This is a genomic window from Luteimonas sp. A537 (assembly GCF_054052065.1).
On record NZ_JBSVRH010000003.1, the window covers coordinates 218,032 to 240,703 of the forward strand.

A 22,672-nucleotide genomic window follows, 5' to 3' on the forward strand; every position below is an offset into this window, starting at 1 on the left:
TGCCGATGCAGCAGCGCGTCGACAACATGGAAGTGGCCGAACCGGCCCTGCAACGACTGGCCTGGGGCGTCCACAACGCAGCGGGCTTCGTCTTCATGCTGGCATGGACCTCAGGCCTGATCAGCCTGTCGCTGCTGGCGCTGCTCATTACCCGCCGCCGCGACCGGGCGCTGCGCATGGCCGCGCGCTGCTGGGCGCCCGTACTCCTCGCCGGGACCGCCGCGCGCCTGGAAGTGGAAGGCGCCGAGCGCATCGACTGGTCGCAGCCGCGCCTGCTGGTGTCCAACCACCAGTCGATCATCGACGTTTGCGCGCTGTTCCGCGCGGTGCCGGTGCCGCTGCGCTTCCTGCTCAAGCAGGAGATGGCCCGGGTGCCGTTCGTGGGCTGGTACGCGCGCGCCTGCGGCATGCTGTTCATCGAGCGCGACAATCCGCGCGCCGGGCCGCGCCTGCGCCGCGAGGCCGCGGCGCTGCTGCGCGACGGCCACACGCTGTGCCTGTTCCCCGAGGGCACGCGCAGCCGCTGCGGCGCGGTGGCGCCATTCAAGGGCGGTGCGTTCCAGTCGGCGATCGACGCCGGCGTGGAGGTGCTGCCGGTGGCGATCGAGGGTGCCGGCGCGGTGTTGCCGCCCGACGGCTTCCGCGCGCGGCCGGGGGTGATCCGGGTCCGTTTCGGCACGCCGCTGCCGACCGCAGGCAACGGCTCCAGCGCGACGGCCCGCCAGGCGCTGGCCGAAGCGGCCCACGCCTCGGTGGTCGCGCTGCTGCGCCAGGCATCCTGAGGCACCGTGCACGACCCGATGGAGTTCGTTGTCGCACACGATCATCCCTGCCTGCCGGGGCACTTCCCCGGCCGTGCGCTGGTGCCGGGCGTGGTGGTCCTCGACCATGTGCTGGCGGCGATCGAAGCCGCGCACGGGCCGCTGGGCCCACTGCGCCTGCCGCAGGTGAAGTTCGCCAGCCCGCTGCTTCCCGGCGAGGTCGCGCGCGTCGAGCTCGCCGGTGACGCACCCCGCTGGCGCTTCCGCGTGCTGCGCGAAACCACGCTGATCGCCTCGGGCGAGGTGGTGCGGGCATGAACGGCAGCTGGAAGCAGCGTCGCGAGGGTGGCGGCCGGCTCGCGGTATGGCTGCTGGGCAAGGTCAGCCTGTGTGGCGGCCGCGCGCTGGCGCGGCTGCTGCTGTATCCGATCACGGGCTACTTCCTTCTTCGCCGCGGCGAGGAGCGGCGTGATTCGCGTGCCTATCTCGGCCGCGTGCTGGGGCGCCCGGCAACACTCGCGGATGTCGCGCGCCACATCCACACCTTCGCCGCCACCATCCTTGATCGCGTGTTCCTGCTTGGCGGCGACATGCGCCGCTTCGACATCCGGGTCAGCGGCCTGGAGTCGCTGCACGCCGCGCTCGACCGCGGCCAGGGCGTGCTGGTGTTCGGCTCCCACCTGGGCAGCTTCGAGGTGCTGCGCGTGCTTGGCCGGCAGCGGCCGGAGCAGAAGATCCGGGTGGTGCTGGACAAGGCCCACAGCCCGGCGGTCACCCAGCTGCTGGATGCGCTGAACCCGGATATCGCGGCCTCGGTGATCGACGCCGGCCAGGACGGTCCGGCGATCATGTTCGAGATCCAGCAGGCCACGGCCGAGGGCGCGCTGGTGGCGCTGCTGGTCGACCGCACGCAGCCCGGCGGGGCGTCGATCGGCGCAGCCTTCCTCGGCAGCGAAGCCCGGTTCCCGATGGCACCGTGGCTGCTGGCCGCGGTGCTGCAGGTGCCGGTGCAGCTGGCCTTCGGCATCTATCGCGGCGGCAGGCGCTACGATCTCGTGTTCGAGCATTTCAGCGACGGCGTCGCGATCCCGCGGCGCGAACGCGCAGCGGCGCTGCCCGTGCTTATCCAGCGTTACGCTGCCCGGCTTGAACATCATCTCCGCGATGCACCGTTCAACTGGTTCAATTTCTACGACTTCTGGGGTGACCTTGAACACAGCCGAGGCCAGCAACACCGTATGCCGCACGAACACGGACAAGGGGCCGGAACGCGGGAATCCCCCGACCCGGAAGCGCACGCCCGGGACGCCGGCGTGGACGCTGGCGGCACTGCTGCTGGCGGCGATCGCGCTGCCGTCGGCCGCGCAGCCGGCGGCGGTCGATAGCGCCTGGATCCTGCAGCGCCTGGCGCGGCCGGCGCCGGTGCGCACGCCCTTCGTCGAACTGCGCGGCTCGCCCATGCTGAAGGCGCCGCTGCGCATCGAGGGCGAATACGCGCGCCCCGACGACAGCACCCTGGTGCGCGACGTCCGCGTGCCCTATGCCGAGACCACCACCATCCGCGGCGGCGAGGCGACCATCGCCCGCGGCGACCGCAGGCCGCGCACGTTCGCGCTGTCGCGCGCGCCCGAGCTTGCCGGCCTGCAGGCCAGCTTCGGCGCGCTGCTGGCCGGCGATGCGGCCGCGCTGCAGCGCGACTACCGCATCAGCGCCCGCGGCAGCCGCGAGGACTGGACCCTGGTGCTGGTGCCGCGCGACGCGGCGCTGGCCGCGAGCGTCCGCGACATCACCCTGCACGGCCGCGGCGCCGAGCTGCGCTGCATCGAGACCCGCCCGGCCGAGGGCGAGCTGCAGCGCAGCCTGCTCGCGGGCGCCGCGCGCGCCGCCATTGCCGCCGGCGACGGCGCCGCCTACGAGGCGCTGTGCCGCGACCCCGGCGCTGCGGCGCAATGAGTCCCGCGCGTCCGGGTCCGACGGGTCGCGCCGCGGTGGCGCGTTGAGTTCCGCGCGTCGCACCGCGCTGGCGCTGCTGTGGCTGGCGGCGCTGCTGGTCGCGGGCTGGATGATCGGCCAGCACCTTGAACTCAGCGGCGACCTGCGCCGCTTCATGCCCGAGCCGCGCACGCCGGCCCAGGCCCTGCTGGTCGACGAGCTCGGCGACGGGCCGGGGACGCGACTGCTGCTGGTGTCGCTTTCCGGCGCGCCGCCGGAGCTGCTGGCCGCGCAGTCGCAGGCGCTGGCCGACGCCCTGGCCGCCAGTCCCGATTTCGAATTCGTCACCAACGGCGCCGACGCCGGCCTGGACGCCGTGCCGGAATCGCTGCGTCCGTACCGCTACCTGCTTTCGCCCACCTTCGACGGCCGGCCGCTGGACGCCGCCTACCTTGGCGAACAGCTCGACGAGCGCCTGCAGGACCTGGGCTCGCCGATGGCAGCGTTCGTGGAGCCGCTGCTGCCCGCCGATCCCACGTTGGAGATGCTGGTCCTGGCCGAGGCCTGGCAACCGAAGGCCGCGCCGCAGCGCCTGCACGGGGTCTGGTTCGACGCCGCCGGCCGCGAGGCGCTGCTGCTCGCGCAGACCGGCGCCGCGGGCTTCGACCCCAGCGCGCAGCAACGCGCCTACGACGCCGTCTACGCCGGCTTCGCCGACGTGGCGGGCGACAGCGGCGCTGCGCTGCGCATGACCGGCCCCGGCGCGTTCTCGGTCGAGATCGGCGGCCGCACCGCGCGCGAGGCGCAGTGGATCGGCACCATCGACAGCATCGCTCTGGTCCTGCTGTTGCTGGTCGCCTACCGCAGCTGGCGCGCACCGCTTTTGGGCGTGCTGCCGCTGGCCACCGCGGGGCTGGCCGGGCTGGGCGCGGTGGCGCTGGTGTTCGAGGCCGTGCACGGCATTACCGTCGCCTTCGGCTTCACCCTGATCGGCGTGGTCCAGGACTATCCGATCCACTTCCTCAGCCAGCAGCGCGCCGGCATCAGCCCGCGCGACAACGTGCGCGCGCTGTGGCCGGCGCTGGTGACCGGCGTGGTCGCGACCTGCATCGCCTACCTCACCTTCCTGTTCTCCGGCGTCGACGGCCTGCGCCAGCTGGCGGTGTTCACCATCTCCGCGCTGGCGGCGGCGGCGCTGGCCACCCGCTTCGGGCTGCCGCCCCTGGTCGATCCCGCGCCGCGCGACCTGGCCGACTCGCCGGTGCTGCAGGCGCTGTGGCGCGGCATCGGGCGCCTGCCGCGGCCGCGCTGGTCGCTGCTGGTGCTGGCGCTGGCCTGCGTCGCGGTGCTTGCCAGCGCGCGCGGGCCGTTCTGGGAGAACGACCTTTCGAAGCTGACCCCGGTGCCCGCCGAAGGCATGGCGCTGGACGCGCGCTTGCGCGCCGAGCTGGGCGCGCCGGACGTCCGCTACGTGGCGGTGCTGCGCGGCGCCGACGCCGACGCCGCCCTGGCCGCGACCGAGGCGCTGCACCCGCGCCTGGACGCGATGGTCGCCGCGGGCGCCCTGGACGGCTACGACAGCGCCGCGCGCTACCTTCCGTCCGCGGCCACCCAGCGCGCGCGCCAGCAGGGCCTGCCGGCGCCTGCCGCGCTGCGCGCATCGCTTGCCGATGCCCTGGCCGGCACGCCCTTCCGCGAAGACGCCTTCGCCCCCTTCCTGGCCGACGTCGAGCGCGCGCGCGGCGCGCCGCCGCTGCGCCCCGGAGACCTTGCCGGCACGCCGCTCGCCAGCACCGTCCAGGGGCTCCTGCTCGACGGCGACGGCGGCGCGATCGCCCTGGTCTCGCTCAGCGGGCTGAACGACGTCGATGCCGTGGCGCAGGCGGCGGCCGATGCCGGCGGCGAGCTGCTGGACATGAAGGCCGCGTCCGAATCGCTGGTGGCCGAGTACCGCGGCCGCGTGCTCGCCGCGCTGGCGCTGGCCGCACTGCTGCTGGCGGCCACGGTGTGGATCGCACTGCGCGCCCCGGGACGGGTCCTGCGCGTGCTGCTGCCGATGGCGCTGACCACCCTGGTGATCCTGGCGGTGCTGCGCGGCCTGGGCGTCGAGCTCAACCTGTTCCACCTGGTGGCGCTGATCCTCGCCGCCGGCCTGGGCCTGGACTACGCCCTGTTCTTCGAGCACGCCGGCGACCGCCGCGAGGACCAGCTGCGCACCCTGCACGCGGTGCTGGTCTGCAGCCTGATGACCGCGCTGGTGTTCAGCCTGCTCGCGCTGTCGTCGATCCCGGTGCTGCGCGCGATCGGAAGCACGGTCGCGATCGGCGTGGTCTCGAACTTCGTGCTCGCACTGCTCGTCTCCCGCCACGACGCCGGTCCTGGACCCGCGGGGGCAGCCGCTCCCGCGGCGGAGGGCGACACATGATCAGCCGGGCGGAGATCCTGTCGCTGGTGCCGCACCAGGGCGCGATGTGCCTGTGGGACGAAGTCACGGCCTGGGACGCCACGCGCATCGCGCTGCGCGCCCGCAACCACCGCGACCCGGAGCATCCGCTGCGCAGCGCCGGGCTGCTGCGCGCGGTGCACCTGTGCGAATACGGCGCCCAGGCGATGGCCGTGCACGGCGGCCTGCGCGGGCGCGATTCCGGCGGCGCGGTGCGCCCGGGCATGCTGGTCGCGCTGCGCGGCGTGGACCTGCACGTGGCGCGGATCGACGATTTGGCGGGTGATCTCGAAGGCGAAGCCGAGCTGCTGATGGAAGGCGAGGCCAGCCAGCAGTACGCGTTCCGCATCCACCACGCCGGCGTGCTGCTCGCCGAAGGCCGCGCGGCGGTGGTGCTCGCGGATGCGGCGTCGATGCCGGGATAATCGCCGCATGAACCAGAACGCCACGTCCCCGGAAACCACCCCGCCGCAAGCCACCCCGCGCCGCGCGCTCGTCACCGGCGGCAGCGGCGACCTCGGCGGTGCGATCTGCCGCCAGCTGGCGGCCGACGGCGTCCACGTCATCGTCCACGCCAACGGCAACCGCGCGCGCGCCGAAGCGGTGGTGGCCGACATCTTCGCCGCCGGCGGCAGCGCCGAAGCCGTCGCCTTCGACGTCGCCGATGGCGAGGCCACGGCCGCTGGCATCGCCGCGCTGCTCGAATCCGGCCTGGTGCAGATCGTGGTCAACAACGCCGGCATCCACGACGACGCGCCCATGGCGGGCATGTCCGTGGAGCAGTGGCGGCGAGTGATCGACGTGTCGTTGCATGGCTTCTTCAACGTCACCCAGCCGCTGCTGCTGCCGATGGCGCGCACGCGCTGGGGGCGCATCGTCAGCGTGTCGAGCGTGGCGGCGGTGCTCGGCAATCGGGGCCAGGTGAACTACGCGGCGGCCAAGGCTGCGCTGCACGGCGCTTCGAAATCGCTGGCGCGCGAGATGGCCAGCCGCGGCATCACCGTGAACGTGGTGGCGCCGGGCGTGGTCGCAGGGCGCATGGCCGAAGCCGCCTTCCCGCCCGAGGTGGTGAAGCAGATGGTGCCCGCCGGTCGCGCCGGGACGCCGGACGAGATCGCCGCGGTGGTGCGCTTCCTGTGTTCGGACGCCTCCGCCTACGTCACCGGCCAGGTGATCGGCGTCAACGGCGGCATGGGATGAAGGCGGCCGGACGCCGATCCCGGCGGCAGTGACAGCGGATTCACCCGGGTGGGAAGATGATCCATCTCCATCCAACCCAGGTGATGCCATGACCGCCGCCCGCTTGTTCCGCATCGCCGCCGCCAGCGCCGTGTTGCTCCTGGCAGGCTGCGCCTCGTCGCACATCCTCACCGGCACGCCGCGTGCGCCGATCGACCCGGCGCTTGTGCGCGTGTACCACGGCGCGCCGGGCGTCCCCTATGAAGAGGTGGCCCTGCTCGAGACCGCCAGTGGCGCCTTCACCTACGGCGAGCAGAACAAGGCCGACTCGGTGATGCGCAAGCTGCGCGAGGAAGCTGCGTCGCTGGGTGCCAACGGCATCCTGTTCCAGGGCACGGCCCACGGCTACGGCGGCGGCGGGGTCAGCGTCGGCGCCGGGACCGGTCGCGTCGGCAGCCGCAGCTTCAGCAGTGGCGGCGTCGGCGTGAACATCAGTCCGCGGCAGAAGCACGCCCGCGGCGTGGCCATTTACCTGCCCAACCCGCCGCCCGAGCAGATGCCGCCGCCGCCGCCGGTGCTGCAGCCGGTCGACTGAGCCGCGGCGTCAGCCGCGCTGCCGTGCCCGCGCGGGCGCCTCGGCCACCGCGCGGTCCGGGGCCACCACGGCCGGCGCCGCGCGCCGACCCAGTGACAGGGTCACCAGCGGCCCGGTCATCACCGTGGTCAGGATCGCCATCACCAGCAGCATGGTGAACAGGTCCGGTCCGATGATCCCCGCGTCCAGGCCGACCTTGATCACGATCAGCTCCATCAGCGCGCGCGCGTTCATCAGCGAACCCACCGCGAAGCTCTCGCGCCAGCCGTGGCCTGACAGGCGTGCCCCGATCGCACCGCCGGCGACCTTGCCCACGACCGCCACCGCCAGGATCAGAAGCATCGCGCCGAGCGCCGCGCCGCTGAATGCGTCGGCGGTGGTGCCCAGCCCGGCAAGGGCGAAGAAGATCGGCATCAGGACCACGATCGCGAGGTACTCGACGCGCTCGATCAGCGACTTCAGCAGGCGATCGTCCCGCGGCAGGCAGGCACCGAACAGGAAGGCCCCGAAGACGGCGTGCACGCCCAGCCGGTCGGTGGCCGCGCCGCAGGCGAACGCGCCGATCAGCAGCGCCGCCAGCACCATCAGCGAAGGCACGCCGTCGGCGGCGTGCGTGCGCAGCAGCCAGGCATAGAGCGGCCGCAGCAGGACGAACACGATCACGGCGACGATCGCAAGGCCCGCGGTGGCGCGGATGAAGCCGCCGTAGCCGTCGCCGGCGCCGACCAGGGCCACCACCAGCGCCAGCATGATCCAGGCCAGCACGTCGGCGATCGCGGCGCCGCCCAGGGCCAGCCGTCCCAGGGGGGTGTGGGTCATCCCGCGCTCCTTGAGGATGCGCGCCAGGATCGGGAAGGCGGTGATCGACATCGCCGCGGCCATGAACAGTCCGAACGGCAGCAGGCCCACGCCCGCGGGCGCGTAGGGATGCAGCAGCGGCGACACCGCGAGGCCGAGCGCCATCGGAACCAGCACGCTGGCCACGCCGACCAGGCCGGCGGACTTCAGCTGCGCCCGAACGCCGTCTGGAGCGCGCAGCTCGACGCCGACGATGAACATGAAGAGTACGAGTCCCAGCTCGGCCAGCGATGCGAGGCCCGGCAGCGACTCCGGCGCGAACACCACGGCGTGGAGTTCCGGGAACCAGGCGCCGAACACGATCGGCCCTAGCAGCAGGCCGGCGGCCATCTCGCCGATGACCGGCGGCTGGCCGACGTGGCGCAGCAGCAGGCCGCAGGCGCGGGCGGTGAGCAGGATGATGACGAGCTGCAGCAGGAGGGGGCTGTGGTGCATGCGATTCTCCGCAGCGGCTCAGGCCGCGCTGTACCAGGCGTCGCCGAGCGAGGCCGGCTGGGCGCCCGTCCCGGCCAGCAGCGCGTCGAGGCCGTGGTCGCCGATCGCGGGATGCATGTCGCGCACGCGGGCCAGGACCTCGGTGGCCAGCGCTTCCATGCGACCGACGTTTTCGGCGATGCGCGCATCGAAGGCAGCGTCGTCGAGCGGGTCGCGCAGCGCGCGGTTGAGTTCGTGGAACCACTGGATCCCGTGCTGGTCGAGCGAGCGCCCGGTCCCCGCCGGCGCTGCCCCGGCGGCCGCATTGCGTTCGCCCCATTCGCGCAGCAGCGGCTGCATCGCGGCGTTGAGCGCGCTGGCGCGTTCGAACAAAGGCTGCAGGCGCACGTACATGCCGATGTCGGTGATGCGCCCGGTGAAGAACGCGGGCGCAAGCAGCGCCCAGTAGAAGGTGTAGTCCCAGATCACCTTGACCGGCAATACGCGCTCATCGCCGAACAGCGCGTACTGGCCCCGGTAGAGCGTCAGGGTGTTTTCGTAGAAGGAGAAGTACAGGCGTTCGTGCACCGCTGCGTACTGGGCGAACGGCCCGCCCGCGCGGTCGCGCGCGACCAGGTCGCAGATCTGGGTGTTCGCGATCGCGATGAAGTCGCTTCCCGGTGAATAGAAGGGATCCAGGAACAGGCCCGCCTCCCCGGTCAGCGCCCAGCGATCGCCGTACAGCCGGCGGCAGCCGTGCGAGAAGCCGCGCAGGAAGCGGAAGTCCTTCACCGCGTGTCCTTCGAGTGCATTGGCCACGCGCGGCTGGTGCCTGCGCAGCCACTCCATGGCCTTGTCGTGGCTGTTCATGCCCTCCAGCGGATGCATCCCGGCGTCGCAGACGATGCCGAGCGAGTGCGCCCCCGAAGCCAGCGGGATCATCCAGAACCAGTAGCCGGTGCCGCACATGTGGTTGGTCGAGCGCCAGCGGTCGGGCGGCGTGCAGCGGGTGCGCCAGGCCTCGTCCGCGGACCAGTCGTTGGGATCGAGGATGCCTTCGACCCGCCACCAGGCAGCGTTGGCATCGTGGCCGTTGGCCTCGGCCAGGCCCAGCTGGCGCTTGAGCAGGCCGGCGCGGCCGCTGGCGTCGACCACCCAGCGCGCGGCCAGGCTGCCCTCGGCGCCGTCGCGCGACCAGGCGATGCGATGGTCGTCGTCGCCCTCGCCGAATTCGACGCCGCGCACCACCACGCCGGCGCGGAACCCGATGCCCATCGTCCGCGCGCGCTCGCCGAGCATGTTCTCGAAGCGGCCGCGATCGATCTGCCAGGACGGCGTCGGCAGCCGCTGGCTGACGCCGATCTCGGTGCAGCGGTCGACGTCGCCGCGGCCGTCGGAGAAGAAGAAGCGGAAGCCGAACTTGCGGATCTGCTCCCGGTCGAGGTGCTCGCGCAGGCCAAGCACCTGGGCGAAGTAGTGGGCGCCGATCTCGACCGTGGATTCGCCGACCTTGAACGCGGCTTCGGGCGCCGGATGCGCGCGCCGCTCGAGCACTGCGATCGAGAGCGCCGGGTCCGCCTGCCGCAGCTGCAGCGCCAGCGTCAGTCCGGCCAGCCCGCCGCCGAGGATCGCGACGTCGACGCGATTCGCTTCGTCCATCAGTACTGGCCTCCGTCGGCCTGTGCGGTGCCGCCGCCGGCCTCGCCGGGCGCGGACGCCCCGCTGCAGTCGTCGATGACCGGCGGGTGCCGGCGTGCGCGCGCGTATCCGGTCATGACATCGCCGTGTCGCCAGATCTGGGCCACCACGTGCGAGGTGATCGCCCAGAGGTCGCGGAACAGGCGGAAGTGGCTCTTGCGGAACTCGACCGGGACGTCGGCGCAGGCATAGCGGGTCTCGATCGGTACCGCGACGACGCCGGCACCGGCCTCGCGGGCGGCCGAGATCAGCATCTGCGCCTCGAACGCGAAGCCTTCTCCGGCCACGTCGCTGAGCGTGAACACGTCGCGCGGGTACAGGCGCTGGCCGCTCTGGCTGTCGACCACGCGGAACCCGCAGGCCCAGCTGATGCCCCAGTCGCCGAAGTCGTTGCCCAGGCGCCGGTGCGGCGGCTGCGAGGCCCGCTTGCGCAGGCGGGCGCCCACGATCACGCAGCCCGGGTGGCGGTTCGCGGCGGCCAGCAGGCGCGGGATGTCCGCGGCGTCGTGCTGGCCGTCGCCGTCCATGGTGACCACCGCGCGCGCGCCCAGGCGCGCGGCCTCGGCAAAGCCGCTGCGCAGCGCCGCGCCCTTGCCCATGCGCCGTGGGTGCCGGACCACGCGGACGGGCAGGTCGGCGATGCGCGCGACGGTGTCGTCGTCCGAGCCGTCGTCGATCACGATCACCGTCTGCGCCTGCGCCAGCGCGCCTTCGACCACGTCGCGGATGCGCAGCGCCTCGTTGAGCGCGGGGATGACCACCGCGGTGTCTTCGCGGCGCAGCGGGAGGGACTCAGCCATGGGCAAGCTCCACCCGCAGCGTGCGGCCGTGCCCGGCGTGCAGCAGCGCGAGATCGCCGCCGGAGGCCAGCGCGTCGAACAGCGGCAGCATCGGCGCCATGGCGTTGGCTCCGCCGTGGCGGGCCAGGGCGCCCTGGCCCGCGGGCGCGTCGCCGTCGATCAGGGTGGCGCGCAGGCGGATGCCGCCGCCTTCCCGGTCGATGCCGTGGTGCGGGCCGGCGGCCAGCACGAAGGCGCCGCCCAGCAGGCCGGTGCTTTGCGCCATCGCCCCCAGCGGACCGGCGCCGGCGGCGTCGTACGCGGCCAGGAGCACCGCATCGTCGCCGCAGGCGAGCTGGACCAGCGCTTCCAGCAGGCCCTGGGCGAAGCTCGCGCGGTGCGCGCTCAGCGCGGTCGCCGGGCGCAGGCAGCCGGCACCGATGGTCCAGTAGCCGGCGGCGGCGTTGTGCACGGAGTTGTGGAATTTCGTCGGCGAGATCGCGCGCGGGTCGTCGGCCAGCGTCGCGCACATGTAGTCGGTGATCGCGAGGTCGCCGTGGGTGGAGGCGAACACCGATGGCAGTGACGCCGGGTCGCGGCCCGCGGCTTCGCAGGCGGCAAGCGCCACGTCCAGGGCCACCGCCACGGTTGGCGGCGCGCGACGGCGCTCGTTGGGCGCCAGCATGCGCGGCGACGGCTTGCCGCTGCCGGTGGCGGGGGTCCCGGTCCGTGCGTGGTCCACCGCGTCCTGCCAGGACGGCAGGCCGTCGGCCCAGAAGCCGATGCCTTCGATGCGTGCGATCAGCGTGTTGAGCTTCTTCATGCGCGTCCGAACACCAGCGCGGCGTTGTTGCCGCCAAAGCCGAAGGAGTTGTTCATGGCGTAGCGGATATCCGCGTCCTCCGCGTTGTCGAAGCGGATCTGCGGGCCGCAGGCCGGGTCCGGCGTCTCGCTGTGCAGGATGCCGGGCAGCAGGCCGTGCTCCAGCGCGAGCAGGGCGAACACCGATTCGACGATTCCCGCCGCGCCCAGGGTGTGCCCGGTCCAGCCCTTGGTCGAACTGGCGTGCAGGGTGGCCGGGAACATCGCCGCGACCGCCGCGGCTTCGATGGTGTCGTTGGCCGGGGTCGACGTGCCGTGCAGGTTGAGGTAGCCGACATCGCCCGCATCGATCCCGGCGCGTGCGAGCGCATCGCGCATGGCCAGGCGCGCGCCGAGGCCTTCGGGATGGGGCGCCGACATGTGGTGCGCGTCGCTGGACTCGCCGTAGCCGCAGAGTCGCGGCGCGTCGCCGCCGGGCACGGCGCGCTCCAGCAATGCGAAGCCGCCGGCCTCGCCAAGCGAGAGGCCGTCGCGGTCGCGGTCGAAGGGGCGGCACGGAGTGGCCGAGACCAGCCCCAGCGAGTTGAAGCCGAACAGCACGCTGCCGCACAGGGTGTCGACGCCGCCGACCAGGGCCGCGTCGACCAGGCCGGCGTGGACCAGGCGGGCCGCCTGCGCGAACACCTTGGCGCTGGACGAACAGGCCGTGGCCACGGTGACGCAGGGTCCGCGCAGACCGGTGGCCGCCCGCACGAAATCGCCCAGCGAGTGCGGCGTGTGCACGATCGGCCGCGCCAAGTCGGCCGGGAAGCGGGTTCCACCATCGGCGTCGTGCTCGAGGCGTGCGTAGGCCTCCTCGCTGGCGCCGATGCTCGACGTGGAGGTGCCGATGGCCACGGCCACGCGTTCGGCGCCGTGGCGCCGGCGGGCGCTGGCGATGGCATCCATCAGCCCGTCCTGCTGCAGCGCCATCCACGCCAGGCGGTTGTTGCGGCAGTCCCACTGCGCGAGCCCGTCCGGCAGCGCGGCCTCCTCCAGTCCGTCCACGCGCCCGATCCAGGCCGCCAGCGGATCGGGCCCGAAGTCGTTGCTTCGCAGTCCGCCGCGGCGCGAGCGGAGCGCGGCGAGCTGCGACGCGCGGCCGCGACCGAGCGCGGTGGTGGCGGTGTAGGCGGTGATCGCCAGGGCCGGCATGGGGGAAGGCGGCTGCGATGACGGCAAGGCGTGCACCCGGTGCGGGAAAGGCGCCGAGTATAGCGATGGCCGCGGGAGCGCCGTGGGAAGGGCGCGAGGGCTCAGTCGCCCAGGCAGCCTGCGAAGAAGCGCTCCGACAGGCGGTACCTGTGCAGCGCATCCGCGCCGCGCAGCCCGTGCTTGGCGCCCGGGTAGGTCATCAGCTCGAAGCGCGTGCCCGCCGCCTGCAGCCGCGACATCAGCGCGGTGGCGTTGCTGAAGAGCACGTTGTCGTCGGCCATGCCGTGGATGAGCAGCAGGGCGTCGTCGCGGATGCCGTCGAGGTGGGTGAACACGCTCGCGGTGCGGTAGCCGTCGACGTTGGCCTTCGGCAGGCCCATGTAGCGCTCGGTGTAGTGGGTGTCGTATAGCGCCCAGTCGGCGACCGGCGCGCCGGCGATGCCGCAGGCGTAGTGCCCGGGTGCCTGGCCGAGCAGCATCAGGGTCATGTAGCCGCCGTTCGACCAGCCGTGCACGCCGATGCGCCCGCCGTCGGCCCAGGGCTGCGCGCGCAGCCATTCAACGCCCGCGCGCTGGTCCTCGACCTCGACCGTGCCCTGCCTGCCGTACAGCGAGCCACCGAACTCCTGCCCGCGCCGCGGCGTGCCGCGGTTGTCGAGCGAGAACACCACGTAGCCCTGCTGCGCCAGGTACTGGTTGAAGAAGGCGTCGGCGCGGCCCGGCCAGGCGTCGAGCACGGTCTGCGCGGCCGGGCCGCCGTAGACATGGACGACGACCGGATGGCGCTTGGCCGGATCGAAGCCGGCGGGCCTGATCAGGCTGTAGTGCAGCGGGGTCCTGCCGTCGGCCGCGGTGAGCGTGCCGAACTCCGTGGGCAGGTGCGCGTCCAGGTGGCCGGCGTAGGGATGGCCCGGGTCGCGGGGATCGTTATCGACCAGCGCGGCGATGCGGCTGCCGTCGGCGCGGTACAGCTCGAGCTGCGGCGGCGTGCGCGTGTTCGACCAGCTGTCGACGTAGACGCTGGCGTTGCCGGCGAAGGTGATCGCATGCATGCCGGGCGTGGACGTGAGTTCGACGATGTCGCCGCCGTCCAGCGGGACCGAATACAGCGCGCGCCGGGTGGGCGAACCGCGGCCCGCGGTGAAGTAGGCCAGGCCCTTCGCCTCGTCCACCGCCTCCAGCGCGTCCACCGGCCAGTCGCCGCGGGTCAGCTGGCGCAGCCCGGCGCCGTCGGCGCCGGCGATGTACAGGTGCTCGAAGCCGTCGCGCTCGCTCGACCACAGGAAGCGGCCGTCGGCGAGGAAGCGCAGGTTGTCGTGCAGCGGCACCCAGGTGGCGGAGGTCTCGGTGGCGAGGCTGCGCTGGCGCCCGTTGGCCAGAGTGACCTCGACAAGCTCCAGCCGCTGCTGTCCGCGCGACTGGCGCTGGAAGGTGAGCCGCTGCGGATCGCGCCAGTCGACGCGGGCCAGGTAGATGTCCTGCTCCGGTCCCAGGTCGACGCGCGTCGGCGCCTCGTCCGGACGACCGGGACGGGCGACGAACAGTTCGACGCGGACGTTGTCGTCACCGGCCGAGGGATAGCGCTGCTCGACCACTTCGGTGCGGTCGGGATAGACCTCGTAGCGCTTCTGCATCGGCACCGGCGACTCGTCGATGCGGGCATAGGCGATGGCGGAGTCGTCCGGCGCCCACCAGTAGCCGGTGTGGCGGGCCATCTCCTCGTCGGCGACGAACTCGGCCACGCCGTTGCCGATGGCGCCGCCGCCGTCGCGGGTGAGCTGCACTTCGTCGCCGCTGGCCAGATCGACCACCCACAGGTTGCGGCCGCGGATGAAGCTGACGTAGCCGCCCTTCGGCGAGACCTTGGGATCGGTGGCGAAGCCGCCGCCGGAGGTCAGCTTGCGCACCGCGTCGCCGCCGCGCTCCGACAGGTCGTACAGGTAGAGCTCGCCGCCGAGCGGGAACAGCAGGCGCTGCGAGTCCGGGGCCCAGTGGTAGTCGACGATGCCCGACAGCGCGGCGATGCGCTGGCGCTCGCGGCGCGCCTTCTCCTCGTCGCTCAGCACCTCCTCGCCGGGGAGCACCACGGCTGAATCGACCAGCAGCGCGGTGTCGCCACTGGTGACGTCGTAGGCCCAGAGGTCAAGGCGGTTGCGGTCGTCCTCGCGGCCGCGCAGGAAGGTGACCTTCGAGCCGTCGGGCGCCACCTTGGGCCGCAGCAGCGTCGGTCCCGACAGCGCCGCGTCGCCGGTGATCGCCTCGAGGGTGAGCGGCTCGGCGCGCGCGGCATCGGGCGTGGCGGCGTGGGCGTTGGAGAGGGCAAGGGTCATGAGGGCGGTGGCCAGGAGCAGGCGCATGTGGCGGTCCGGGGAGCGGGCGAATGCCGCATGATGCCGCAGCCCCCGGCGCCGTGGGAGCGGCGCCGGGGGCGGGCGATGGCCCGGCGGTTCAGGCCGGGCCTGTGTTCCGGCCGAACAGGATGGCCTTCTGCTCGTCGCTCATCGGCTTGCCGGCGTCGGGGTTCACCTGCTTCGCGAGCGCATAGGCGCGCCCGGTGGCGGGGCGGGCTGCGATCGCGGCCTGCCAGCGCAGCACTTCGGGGAAGGGCTGCATGTCCAGCGGCGCGCTGGCGTAGGCGTTGATCCACGGATAGGCCGCCATGTCGGCGATGCCGTAGTCGTCGCCGGTGATGAAGGCACGGCCGGCCAGGCGGCGGTCGAGCACGCCCAGCAGGCGCTGGGCCTCCTTCCTGTAGCGATCGATGGCGTAGGGGATCTTCTCGGGCGCGTAGACGTTGAAGTGGCCGTACTGGCCGGTCATCGGCCCCAGCCCGGCCATCTGCCAGAACAGCCATTCCAGCGCTTCGATGCGGCCGCGCGGCTCGGCGGGCAGGAAGCGGCCGGTCTTCTCGGCCAGGTAGAGCAGGATCGCGCCGGATTCGAACACGCTCTGCGGCGCGCCGCCGTCGGCGGGGGCGTGGTCGACGATCGCCGGCATCTTGTTGTTGGGCGAGATCGCCAGGAAGTCCGGCTCGAACTGCGCGCCCTTGCCGATGTCGACCGGATGGATGCGGTAGTCGAGGCCCGCCTCCTCCAGCAGCAGCGTGACCTTGTGGCCGTTGGGGGTGGGCCAGTAGTGGAGGTCGATCATCCGTGGGCTCCGTGAAGGCGAGGCCCCAAGTCTAGGCCCGCGTGGCGCCCGCGAGGGTGGTGCCGCGCGCAACGCAACGTCGCCGGGGCACGGGACGGTTGGATCGCGTTGGGGCACGGACTCCGGTGCGAGTTAGGCTGCAGCTGCCGCATGTCGACGCGAACGGGCAACATCGACCGATGGAAGTGGAACCCTTGGACAGTGGGCGAGGGACGCCCGGCAGGAGCGACCGCGGCCATGACGGCCCGGATGCGGGTGTCGTGCGCTTCCGCCGCGCCTGGTGGTTCGGCGGCACCCTGGTGCTTTGCGTGCTGCTGGCCACGGTGGCCGTCGCCTGGAACGATCTCCGCGTGCGCCGCGACGCGGGCGCGCGCTACCTGCAGGCCCTGGTGGACAGCCATGCCCGCCAGACCGGGCAGCAGATCCGCAGCATCGAGCGCGCGCTGCATGGGCTGGCCGTCGGCCTCGAGGCGCTGGAGGGCGCGGCACCGGAGGCGACGCCTGTGTTCATGGAGGGCGCGATCGACAGGATCGCGCTGGGCCACCGCCGCGTGCTCGGCCTTCGCGTGGAAGCCGGGGCCCCGGCCTTCGCGTCCACGACCGGATCCGAACCCTACCGCCTGCAGTTCGGGCCCGCCGGACCGGATGCCGCGGGCCGCTGGGTCCTGCCGCTGGCGATGCCCTTCCGCCTGGCCGCGGACGACGGCCAGCCGACGCAGTGGCTGCGCGCCGACCTCGACGCCGACGCCTTCACGGAAGTGCTGCAGGAGCATGAGGTCGGTCCCGACGGCGTGTCGTCGCTGCTCGACCAGGACGGCGTGCTCATCGCGCGTTCCGACACCGGCACCCTGCATGCGGGCCTGGATGCCGGCGCGTCGCCGGTGTTCAGGGCGGTGGCCGAGCGGGACGGAGGGCTCGTGACATCGCGCAACCCCCTGGACGGCGTGGAGCGCATGGTCGACTACCGGCGCATCGGCGACCGGTCGCTGATCGCGACCGTCGGCATGACGCCCGACGCACTGTACGGTGGCTGGCGCGCGTTCGTGGCCACCCTGGCCTCCGGCATGCTGTTGTTGACCACGGCCTGGCTCGTCGGCATGTGGTTCCTGCGCCGGGCCGCGCTGAGGGAGGTGCGGATGCGACGGAGCGTGGCCGCCAGCCGCGACGCGGTGGGCCATCTGCGCGAGCACATGCGCGTCATGCGACGCGCGATCGAAACCTCGGACCAGGGCACGTTCATCCTGGAGGCGCCGCGCAACCAGCTGGTGTACGCCAACGCCGCATTCACCCGCCTGACCGGCGTGGATCCCGGTGATCCGCCGTCCGCCGTGCGCGCGTCGCTCAAGGCGCTGCTCGATCCGGCGGACGTCCGCCGCCTGCGCGGGGCCATGAGGCAGCCCCGCGGTGACGCCCTCGAGGTCACCGACCGCCGCGATCCCCTCGACATCCGCGACCTCGAGATCCGGCTGGCCGCGGTGCTGGATGTCGATGGCGCCGCGGCCAGCCTCGTCGGGGTCGTCGACGACGTCACCCTGCGCAAGCGCGCCGCCGAGGAAGTGGCGTTCCGTGCCAGCCACGACCTGCTGACCGGCCTGGCCAACCGCGACCTGCTGATCGGCTGCATCGACCGGGAGGTGGCCGATACCGAGGGCCGGGTCGCTGTCTGCCACCTCGACCTGGATCGCTTCCAGCTGGTCAACGACAGCCTCGGCCACGGCGTGGGCGACGAATTGCTGATCTCGGTCGCGCGCCGGCTCGAAGCCGCGGCCGGACCCCGGGCCACCGTGGCGCGCCTGGGCGGGGACGAGTTCGGCATCCTGCTTCCCGTCGGGCCGGGCGCCACGGTGCCGGCGCGCGTCGAGGCCCTGCGCCTGGCGGTGGCGGGGACCGTGGACGTGCGCGGCGCCACGCTGCACGTGACGCCCAGCCTCGGCTACAGCTGCTTCCCGGGTGACGGCGTCGATGGCACCGCCCTGCTGCGTGCGGCCAGCCAGGCCGGCGCGCGGGCCAAGCGCCTGGGGCGCAATCGCAGCGTGGGCTACAGGAGCGAGTTCGACTCCCGCGCAGGCGACCGGCTGCGGCTGGTCAAGGAGCTGCACGACGCGCTTGAGCGCGAAGAGTTCGAACTGGCCTTCCAGCTGCAGTTCGACGGCGAAGACCACCCCTGCGGCCTGGAGGCCCTGGTGCGCTGGCGGCATCCGGAGCGCGGCCTCCTCGCGCCGGGGGCCTTCATGGACGCCTGCGAGGACTCCGGGCTGGTGCTCACGCTGGGCCGCTGGGTGCTGCGCGAGGCGATGAGCCGGTGGTGCCTGCTGGACGCGTGCGGCTGGGGCGCACTGCGGATCGGCGTGAACGTGTCGGCGCTGCAGTTCCAGGAGGGACTGGTGCAGGAGGTCGGGCAGCTGCTCGCGGAGTTCGGGCTGCCGCGCGGCAGGCTGGAGCTGGAGCTGACCGAGAGCGTGTTGCTGGACAACCCGGCCGAGGCCCGCTCCGCCATGAAGGCGCTCGGCGAGCTGGGCGCCTCGTTGGCCATCGACGACTTCGGCACCGGGTACTCCAGCATGGCCTACCTCAAGGACCTGCCGGTCCAGCGCCTGAAGCTGGACCAGTCCTTCGTCCGCGACCTGGGGCGCGACCCGGAAAGCGAGGCGATCTGCGAGGCCATCCTGCGCATGGCCAAGGGCTTGGGCCTGGGCGTCGTCGCCGAAGGCGTGGAAGCCAGGCACCAGCAGGAATGGCTGCGCAAGCGCGGCTGCGACGCCTTCCAGGGCTACCTGCTTGCGCGGCCCCAGGACTTCGATTCCGTGCTCGAACGCCTGCAGCAGTTCGCCCGCGGCGAAGCCATGGGGCGGGCGCCGGGCCTGGCGTAACATGCGGGCATGGATGTTTCCCACCTGCTCGATGGGCTGAACGACGCCCAGCGCGAAGCCGTGTCCGCGCCCCCCGGCCACTACCTGGTGCTGGCCGGCGCCGGCTCCGGCAAGACCCGCGTGCTCACCCACCGCATCGCCTGGATGAACGAGGTGTTCGGCGTGCCGGTGCACGGCATCTTCGCGGTCACCTTCACCAACAAGGCCGCGGCCGAGATGCGCCACCGCGCCGACGCGCTGCTGCGCAACGGTGCCCGCGGGCTCTGGATCGGCACCTTCCACGGCCTGGCCCACCGCCTGCTGCGCCTGCACTGGCAGGACGCGAAGCTGCCGGAGGCCTTCCAGATCCTGGACTCCGACGACCAACTGCGCCTGGTCAAGCGCGTGGTGCAGCAGCTGGAGCTCGACGAAGCCCGCTTCCCGCCGCGGCAGATCGCCTGGTGGATCAACGCCCAGAAGGACGAGGGCCGGCGCCCGCCGCACATCCAGGACGGCCAGGACGAATGGTCATCGGTGATGCTCAAGGCCTATGCGCTGTACCAGGAGCGCTGCGACCGCGCCGGACTGGTCGACTTCGCCGAGATCCTGCTGCGCGCCCACGAGCTGCTGCGCGACACGCCGGTGCTGCTGGCGCACTACCGCCAGCGTTTCGCCCACCTGCTGGTCGACGAGTTCCAGGACACCAACGCCATCCAGTACGGCTTCATCCGCCTGCTTGCGGGTGACAGCGGGCAGGTGTTCGTGGTCGGCGACGACGACCAGGCCATCTATGGCTGGCGCGGCGCCAAGGTCGAGAACGTGCAGCGCTTCCTGCAGGACTACCCCGGCGCGCGGACGATCCGCCTGGAGCAGAACTACCGCTCCACCGCCGCGATCCTCGACGCCGCCAACGCGGTGATCGCGCACAACCCGGGGCGGATGGGCAAGAAACTCTGGACCGACAGCGGGCAGGGCGATCCGATCGACCTGTTCGCCGCCTACAACGAGATCGACGAGGCCGAATACATCGTCGGCCGCGTCAACGAATGGGTGCGCGACGGCGGCAGCCACGGCGATTGCGCGGTGCTTTACCGCAGCAACGCGCAGTCGCGGATCATCGAGGAAAAGCTGCTGGCCGCGCAGCTGCCGTATCGCGTGTACGGCGGCGTGCGTTTCTTCGAGCGTGCCGAGGTCAAGGACACACTGGCGTACCTGCGCCTGGTCGCCAACCGCGCCGACGACGCGGCCTTCGAGCGCGCGGTCAACACGCCCACCCGCGGCATCGGCGGGCGCACGCTGGACGAAGTGCGCATGCGCGCCCGCGCCGACGGCGTCTCGCTGTGGGAGGCGTCGCTGCGCTGCGCGCAGGGCGCGGGCCTGGCAGGGCGTGCGCGCAACGCGCTGGCCGCCTTCCATGCGCTGATCGACGCGATCGAAGACGAGCTTGGCGACCTGCCGCTGAAGGACAAGATCGACCACGTGCTGCTGCGGTCCGGGCTGCGCGAGCACTATGCGCGCGAATCGAAGGGCAGCCTGGACTCGCGCGTCGACAACCTGGACGAACTGGTCTCGGTCGCCTCGCGCTTCGTGCGCGGCGAGGATGACGAATCGGCCGCGCTGTCCGAGCTGGTCGCGTTCCTCGCCTACGCCGCCCTGGAGGCCGGCGAGGGCCAGGCCCAGGCCGGCGAGGACGGCGTGCAGCTGATGACCCTGCACAGCGCCAAGGGCCTGGAATTCCCGCTGGTGTTCCTGGCGGGGCTGGAGGAGGGCCTGTTCCCGAACGCGCGCTCGATCGAGGAAAGCGGGCGATTGGAGGAGGAGCGCCGGCTGGCCTACGTCGGCATCACCCGCGCGCGCCAGAAGCTGGTGCTCAGCCACGCCGAGACCCGGCGCCTGCACGGCCAGGACATGTACGGCATGCCCTCGCGCTTCCTGCGCGAGATCCCGCCGGCGCTGCTCAACGACGTGCGGCCGAAGGTGGAGGTGTCGCGGCCGCGCTACGCACCGGCGCCGCGGCGCGACTACGGGCACGCGGCGATGGAGGACACGCCGGGCATCGCGGTGGGCCAGGAGGTGGTGCACGCGAGCTTCGGCAACGGCGTGGTCACCGACATCGAGGGTGCCGGCGCGCATGCGCGCGTGCAGGTCAATTTCGACGATGCCGGCAGCAAGTGGCTGGTGCTGGCCTATGCCAAGCTGCAGGCGGTCTGACGGAGTCCCCGCCGCGCCGCGGCCCGGCTAGTCGCGCAGCCGGAAGCCCGGCGACTCGTTGAGCTCGCCGTCGGCCTCCAGCACCGCCCAGCGCTACCCGCGGGGCGTGGCCGGCCGTTCAGGCGGCGCCGCTGAGGTGCTCGAACAGGATCCAGGCGCCGATCGCCATCAGCAGCACGCCGCCTGCGGCCTCGGCGCGCTTGCCGGCGAGCGCGCCCAGCGCGCGCCCGAGCAGGATGCCCAGGGTGACCATCACCAGCGTGGTCAAGCCGATGGTCAGCGCCACGGCGAGGATGTTGACGTCGAGGAAGGCCAGGCCGACGCCGACCGCCATGGCGTCGATGCTGGTGGCGAAGCCGGTGGCGGCCAGCGCCCAGAAGCCGTGGCGTCGCCGTGCGTCGGCCGGGTCCCCGTCGCCGTCGTCGCGCAGCCCGACCCAGGCCATGCGCAGGCCCAGCAGGGTGAGCACGGTGAATGCGATCCAGTGGTCCCACGTGGTCACGTACGGTGCCGCCGTGGTGCCCAGCATCCAGCCCGCCAGCGGCGTCAGGCCTTCGATGACGCCGAAGATCAGCCCGGCGCGCAGCGCGTCGCGCAGGCGCGGCGTACGCATCGCCGCGCCCTTGCCGATGGCCGCGGCAAAGGCGTCGGTCGACATCGCGATGCCGAGCATGAGGATCGAAAGAGGGTGCATGCGGGATCCAGGGTCGGAAGCCGGCTACTCCCCAACGGAACCCGGAATTTTGCCACGCGGCAGGGTGATGCCCATCGACAGGTAGACGCTGGTCAGGACGTCGATGCCGAAATCGGCGGGCTTCACCCAGTCCGATGGTACGTACAGCAGGCCGCCGCCGACCGGGATCGGCGCGGTGGGCACCAGCACGGTCAGGTAGGTGCGGCCGTCGATGTGCACCGGCTCCGGGTTGGGCAGCAGGCCCAGCACCGCCACCCCGTCGCCGCCGAAGAAGCACCACACCGGGCTCATTGCCGCGATGTCGGCCTGCTGGCGGTCGCCGATCACCGAGACGAAGCGTTCGGCCAGCGCGTACACGCTGCCGACCAGGGGAATGCGGCGCATGGTGTTGTCGAGCAGCGCCTTGAACGGCGCCTTGAGCCGCGACTGCACCAGCAGGCCCAGCAGGTAGATCGCGGCGATGGTCAGCAGGGTGCCAAGCAGCCAGGCGACCACGGGATGGGCGGCGAACCAGTCGCCGAACACCGTGAACGAGCGCCCGAACAGGCTGCTGGGGCCGAGGGCGCGGTTGACGATGCCCACCGCCCAGCCCAGCAGCACCAGGGTGAGCACCAGCGGCAGCACCGCGAGCAGGCCGGTCAGCCAGGTTGCGACCATCGGCGGCAGGCGCTTCGACGGGTCGGCAGGTGCCCGATCCTGACCCTGGCCGTGGTGCGGCGGGGTGATCAGTTCCATTCGAACAGTTTGAAGTACACCGGCGACACGCCGTCGCGCTCGCTGTCGACGATGCCGTCGCCGTCGCGGTCGAACAGGTAGTAGGGCGCGCCGCGCGACGGCACGACCTTGAGCGCGCGCAGGCGGCCGTCGACGCGGTACTCGGTGACCACGTCGCCGTTGGCCTCGGTGCGGGTGGCCTCGACCGCGTCGGCCGGGATCACGTCGGCCGGCGCGCCGCTGGTGGCGCAGGCGCCGAGCAGGAGGCTTGCGGCGAGCACGGTGGCGAATGCGGCGGCGGAACGGTTCATGGCGATCTCCCGGGGCTGGCCACGATTATGCGCCAGCGGCACGGGCGAAGCCGGGGACACGTAGAATC

19 protein-coding genes and 1 pseudogene are annotated in these 22,672 nt (G+C 72.6%); 10 read left to right on the plus strand and 10 right to left on the minus strand.

Annotated features, from left to right (window positions below; genetic code table 11):
* Positions 1 to 5: 5 nt before the first annotated feature.
* The 8 genes and pseudogenes from ACW7GZ_RS08620 (at position 6) to ACW7GZ_RS08655 (ending at position 6,910) form a co-directional block, all read left to right on the plus strand.
* Positions 6 to 782 carry a lysophospholipid acyltransferase family protein gene (locus ACW7GZ_RS08620; RefSeq protein WP_457004329.1) on the plus strand — a complete coding sequence of 259 codons (777 nt, stop codon included), beginning with the start codon at positions 6 to 8 and terminating at the stop codon, positions 780 to 782.
* 18 nt (positions 783 to 800) lie between these two features.
* Positions 801 to 1,079, plus strand: a complete 279-nt coding sequence (locus ACW7GZ_RS08625) for a hypothetical protein (RefSeq protein WP_457004331.1) — start codon at positions 801 to 803, stop codon at positions 1,077 to 1,079.
* Positions 1,076 to 1,963: pseudogene (locus ACW7GZ_RS08630) on the plus strand (LpxL/LpxP family acyltransferase); the annotation flags it as partial. The gene ACW7GZ_RS08625 and the pseudogene ACW7GZ_RS08630, both read left to right, overlap by 4 nt.
* Positions 1,964 to 2,093: 130 nt before the next feature.
* Positions 2,094 to 2,714: a LolA-related protein gene (locus ACW7GZ_RS08635; RefSeq protein WP_457009143.1), complete on the plus strand. Its 621-nt coding sequence runs from the start codon at positions 2,094 to 2,096 to the stop codon at positions 2,712 to 2,714.
* 109 nt (positions 2,715 to 2,823) lie between these two features.
* Positions 2,824 to 5,118 carry an MMPL family transporter gene (locus ACW7GZ_RS08640; RefSeq protein WP_457009145.1) on the plus strand — a complete coding sequence of 765 codons (2,295 nt, stop codon included), beginning with the start codon at positions 2,824 to 2,826 and terminating at the stop codon, positions 5,116 to 5,118.
* Positions 5,115 to 5,561: a phosphotransferase gene (locus ACW7GZ_RS08645; protein ID WP_457008801.1), complete on the plus strand. Its 447-nt coding sequence runs from the start codon at positions 5,115 to 5,117 to the stop codon at positions 5,559 to 5,561. The genes ACW7GZ_RS08640 and ACW7GZ_RS08645 overlap by 4 nt, the downstream gene beginning before the upstream one ends.
* Before the next feature lie 7 nt (positions 5,562 to 5,568).
* Positions 5,569 to 6,336: a 3-oxoacyl-ACP reductase FabG gene (gene fabG / locus ACW7GZ_RS08650; protein WP_457008803.1), complete on the plus strand. Its 768-nt coding sequence runs from the start codon at positions 5,569 to 5,571 to the stop codon at positions 6,334 to 6,336.
* Between the two features lie 88 nt (positions 6,337 to 6,424).
* Positions 6,425 to 6,910, plus strand: a complete 486-nt coding sequence (locus ACW7GZ_RS08655) for a hypothetical protein (protein ID WP_457008805.1) — start codon at positions 6,425 to 6,427, stop codon at positions 6,908 to 6,910.
* 9 nt (positions 6,911 to 6,919) lie between these two features.
* Here ACW7GZ_RS08655 and ACW7GZ_RS08660 read toward each other — a convergent pair whose 3' ends face one another.
* The 7 genes from ACW7GZ_RS08660 to ACW7GZ_RS08690 form a co-directional block, all read right to left on the minus strand.
* Positions 6,920 to 8,203 (minus strand): cation:proton antiporter, encoded by a 1,284-nt coding sequence (locus tag ACW7GZ_RS08660; protein ID WP_457004340.1) that lies wholly within the window; start codon positions 8,201 to 8,203, stop codon positions 6,920 to 6,922.
* 18 nt (positions 8,204 to 8,221) lie between these two features.
* On the minus strand, positions 8,222 to 9,841 hold the full coding sequence (locus tag ACW7GZ_RS08665; protein ID WP_457008807.1) for an NAD(P)/FAD-dependent oxidoreductase: 1,620 nt from the start codon (positions 9,839 to 9,841) through the stop codon (positions 8,222 to 8,224).
* Complete coding sequence (locus tag ACW7GZ_RS08670; RefSeq protein ID WP_457004344.1) at positions 9,841 to 10,680, minus strand: glycosyltransferase family 2 protein; 840 nt, start codon at positions 10,678 to 10,680, stop codon at positions 9,841 to 9,843. The genes ACW7GZ_RS08665 and ACW7GZ_RS08670 overlap by 1 nt, the downstream gene beginning before the upstream one ends.
* Positions 10,673 to 11,482 carry a beta-ketoacyl synthase chain length factor gene (locus ACW7GZ_RS08675; protein WP_457008809.1) on the minus strand — a complete coding sequence of 270 codons (810 nt, stop codon included), beginning with the start codon at positions 11,480 to 11,482 and terminating at the stop codon, positions 10,673 to 10,675. Before ACW7GZ_RS08675 ends, ACW7GZ_RS08670 begins: the two co-directional genes overlap by 8 nt.
* A complete protein-coding gene (locus ACW7GZ_RS08680; RefSeq protein WP_457008811.1) occupies positions 11,479 to 12,675 on the minus strand; it encodes a beta-ketoacyl-[acyl-carrier-protein] synthase family protein in 1,197 nt (398 codons plus the stop codon). Before ACW7GZ_RS08680 ends, ACW7GZ_RS08675 begins: the two co-directional genes overlap by 4 nt.
* 101 nt (positions 12,676 to 12,776) lie before the next feature.
* Complete coding sequence (locus ACW7GZ_RS08685; protein ID WP_457008813.1) at positions 12,777 to 15,032, minus strand: S9 family peptidase; 2,256 nt, start codon at positions 15,030 to 15,032, stop codon at positions 12,777 to 12,779.
* 91 nt (positions 15,033 to 15,123) lie between these two features.
* Positions 15,124 to 15,825 carry a glutathione S-transferase N-terminal domain-containing protein gene (locus ACW7GZ_RS08690; RefSeq protein ID WP_457008815.1) on the minus strand — a complete coding sequence of 234 codons (702 nt, stop codon included), beginning with the start codon at positions 15,823 to 15,825 and terminating at the stop codon, positions 15,124 to 15,126.
* A gap of 194 nt (positions 15,826 to 16,019) precedes the next feature.
* Here ACW7GZ_RS08690 and ACW7GZ_RS08695 point away from each other — a divergent pair, with 194 nt between their 5' ends.
* Both ACW7GZ_RS08695 and uvrD read left to right on the plus strand, forming a co-directional pair.
* Positions 16,020 to 18,695, plus strand: a complete 2,676-nt coding sequence (locus ACW7GZ_RS08695) for a bifunctional diguanylate cyclase/phosphodiesterase (RefSeq protein ID WP_457008817.1) — start codon at positions 16,020 to 16,022, stop codon at positions 18,693 to 18,695.
* 9 nt (positions 18,696 to 18,704) lie between these two features.
* Positions 18,705 to 20,885 (plus strand): DNA helicase II, encoded by a 2,181-nt coding sequence (gene uvrD, locus ACW7GZ_RS08700; protein WP_457004355.1) that lies wholly within the window; start codon positions 18,705 to 18,707, stop codon positions 20,883 to 20,885.
* A gap of 118 nt (positions 20,886 to 21,003) precedes the next feature.
* Here uvrD and ACW7GZ_RS08705 read toward each other — a convergent pair whose 3' ends face one another.
* Genes ACW7GZ_RS08705 through ACW7GZ_RS08715 form a run of 3 tightly spaced genes read right to left on the minus strand, consistent with a single transcriptional unit; the run spans position 21,004 to position 22,604 of the window.
* Entirely contained in the window at positions 21,004 to 21,579 is a 576-nt protein-coding gene (locus ACW7GZ_RS08705) for a manganese efflux pump MntP (RefSeq protein ID WP_457008819.1), read from the minus strand.
* A gap of 24 nt (positions 21,580 to 21,603) precedes the next feature.
* Complete coding sequence (locus ACW7GZ_RS08710; RefSeq protein WP_457008821.1) at positions 21,604 to 22,314, minus strand: DUF502 domain-containing protein; 711 nt, start codon at positions 22,312 to 22,314, stop codon at positions 21,604 to 21,606.
* Positions 22,305 to 22,604: a DUF2782 domain-containing protein gene (locus ACW7GZ_RS08715; RefSeq protein ID WP_457008822.1), complete on the minus strand. Its 300-nt coding sequence runs from the start codon at positions 22,602 to 22,604 to the stop codon at positions 22,305 to 22,307. Before ACW7GZ_RS08715 ends, ACW7GZ_RS08710 begins: the two co-directional genes overlap by 10 nt.
* Positions 22,605 to 22,672: the final 68 nt, after the last annotated feature.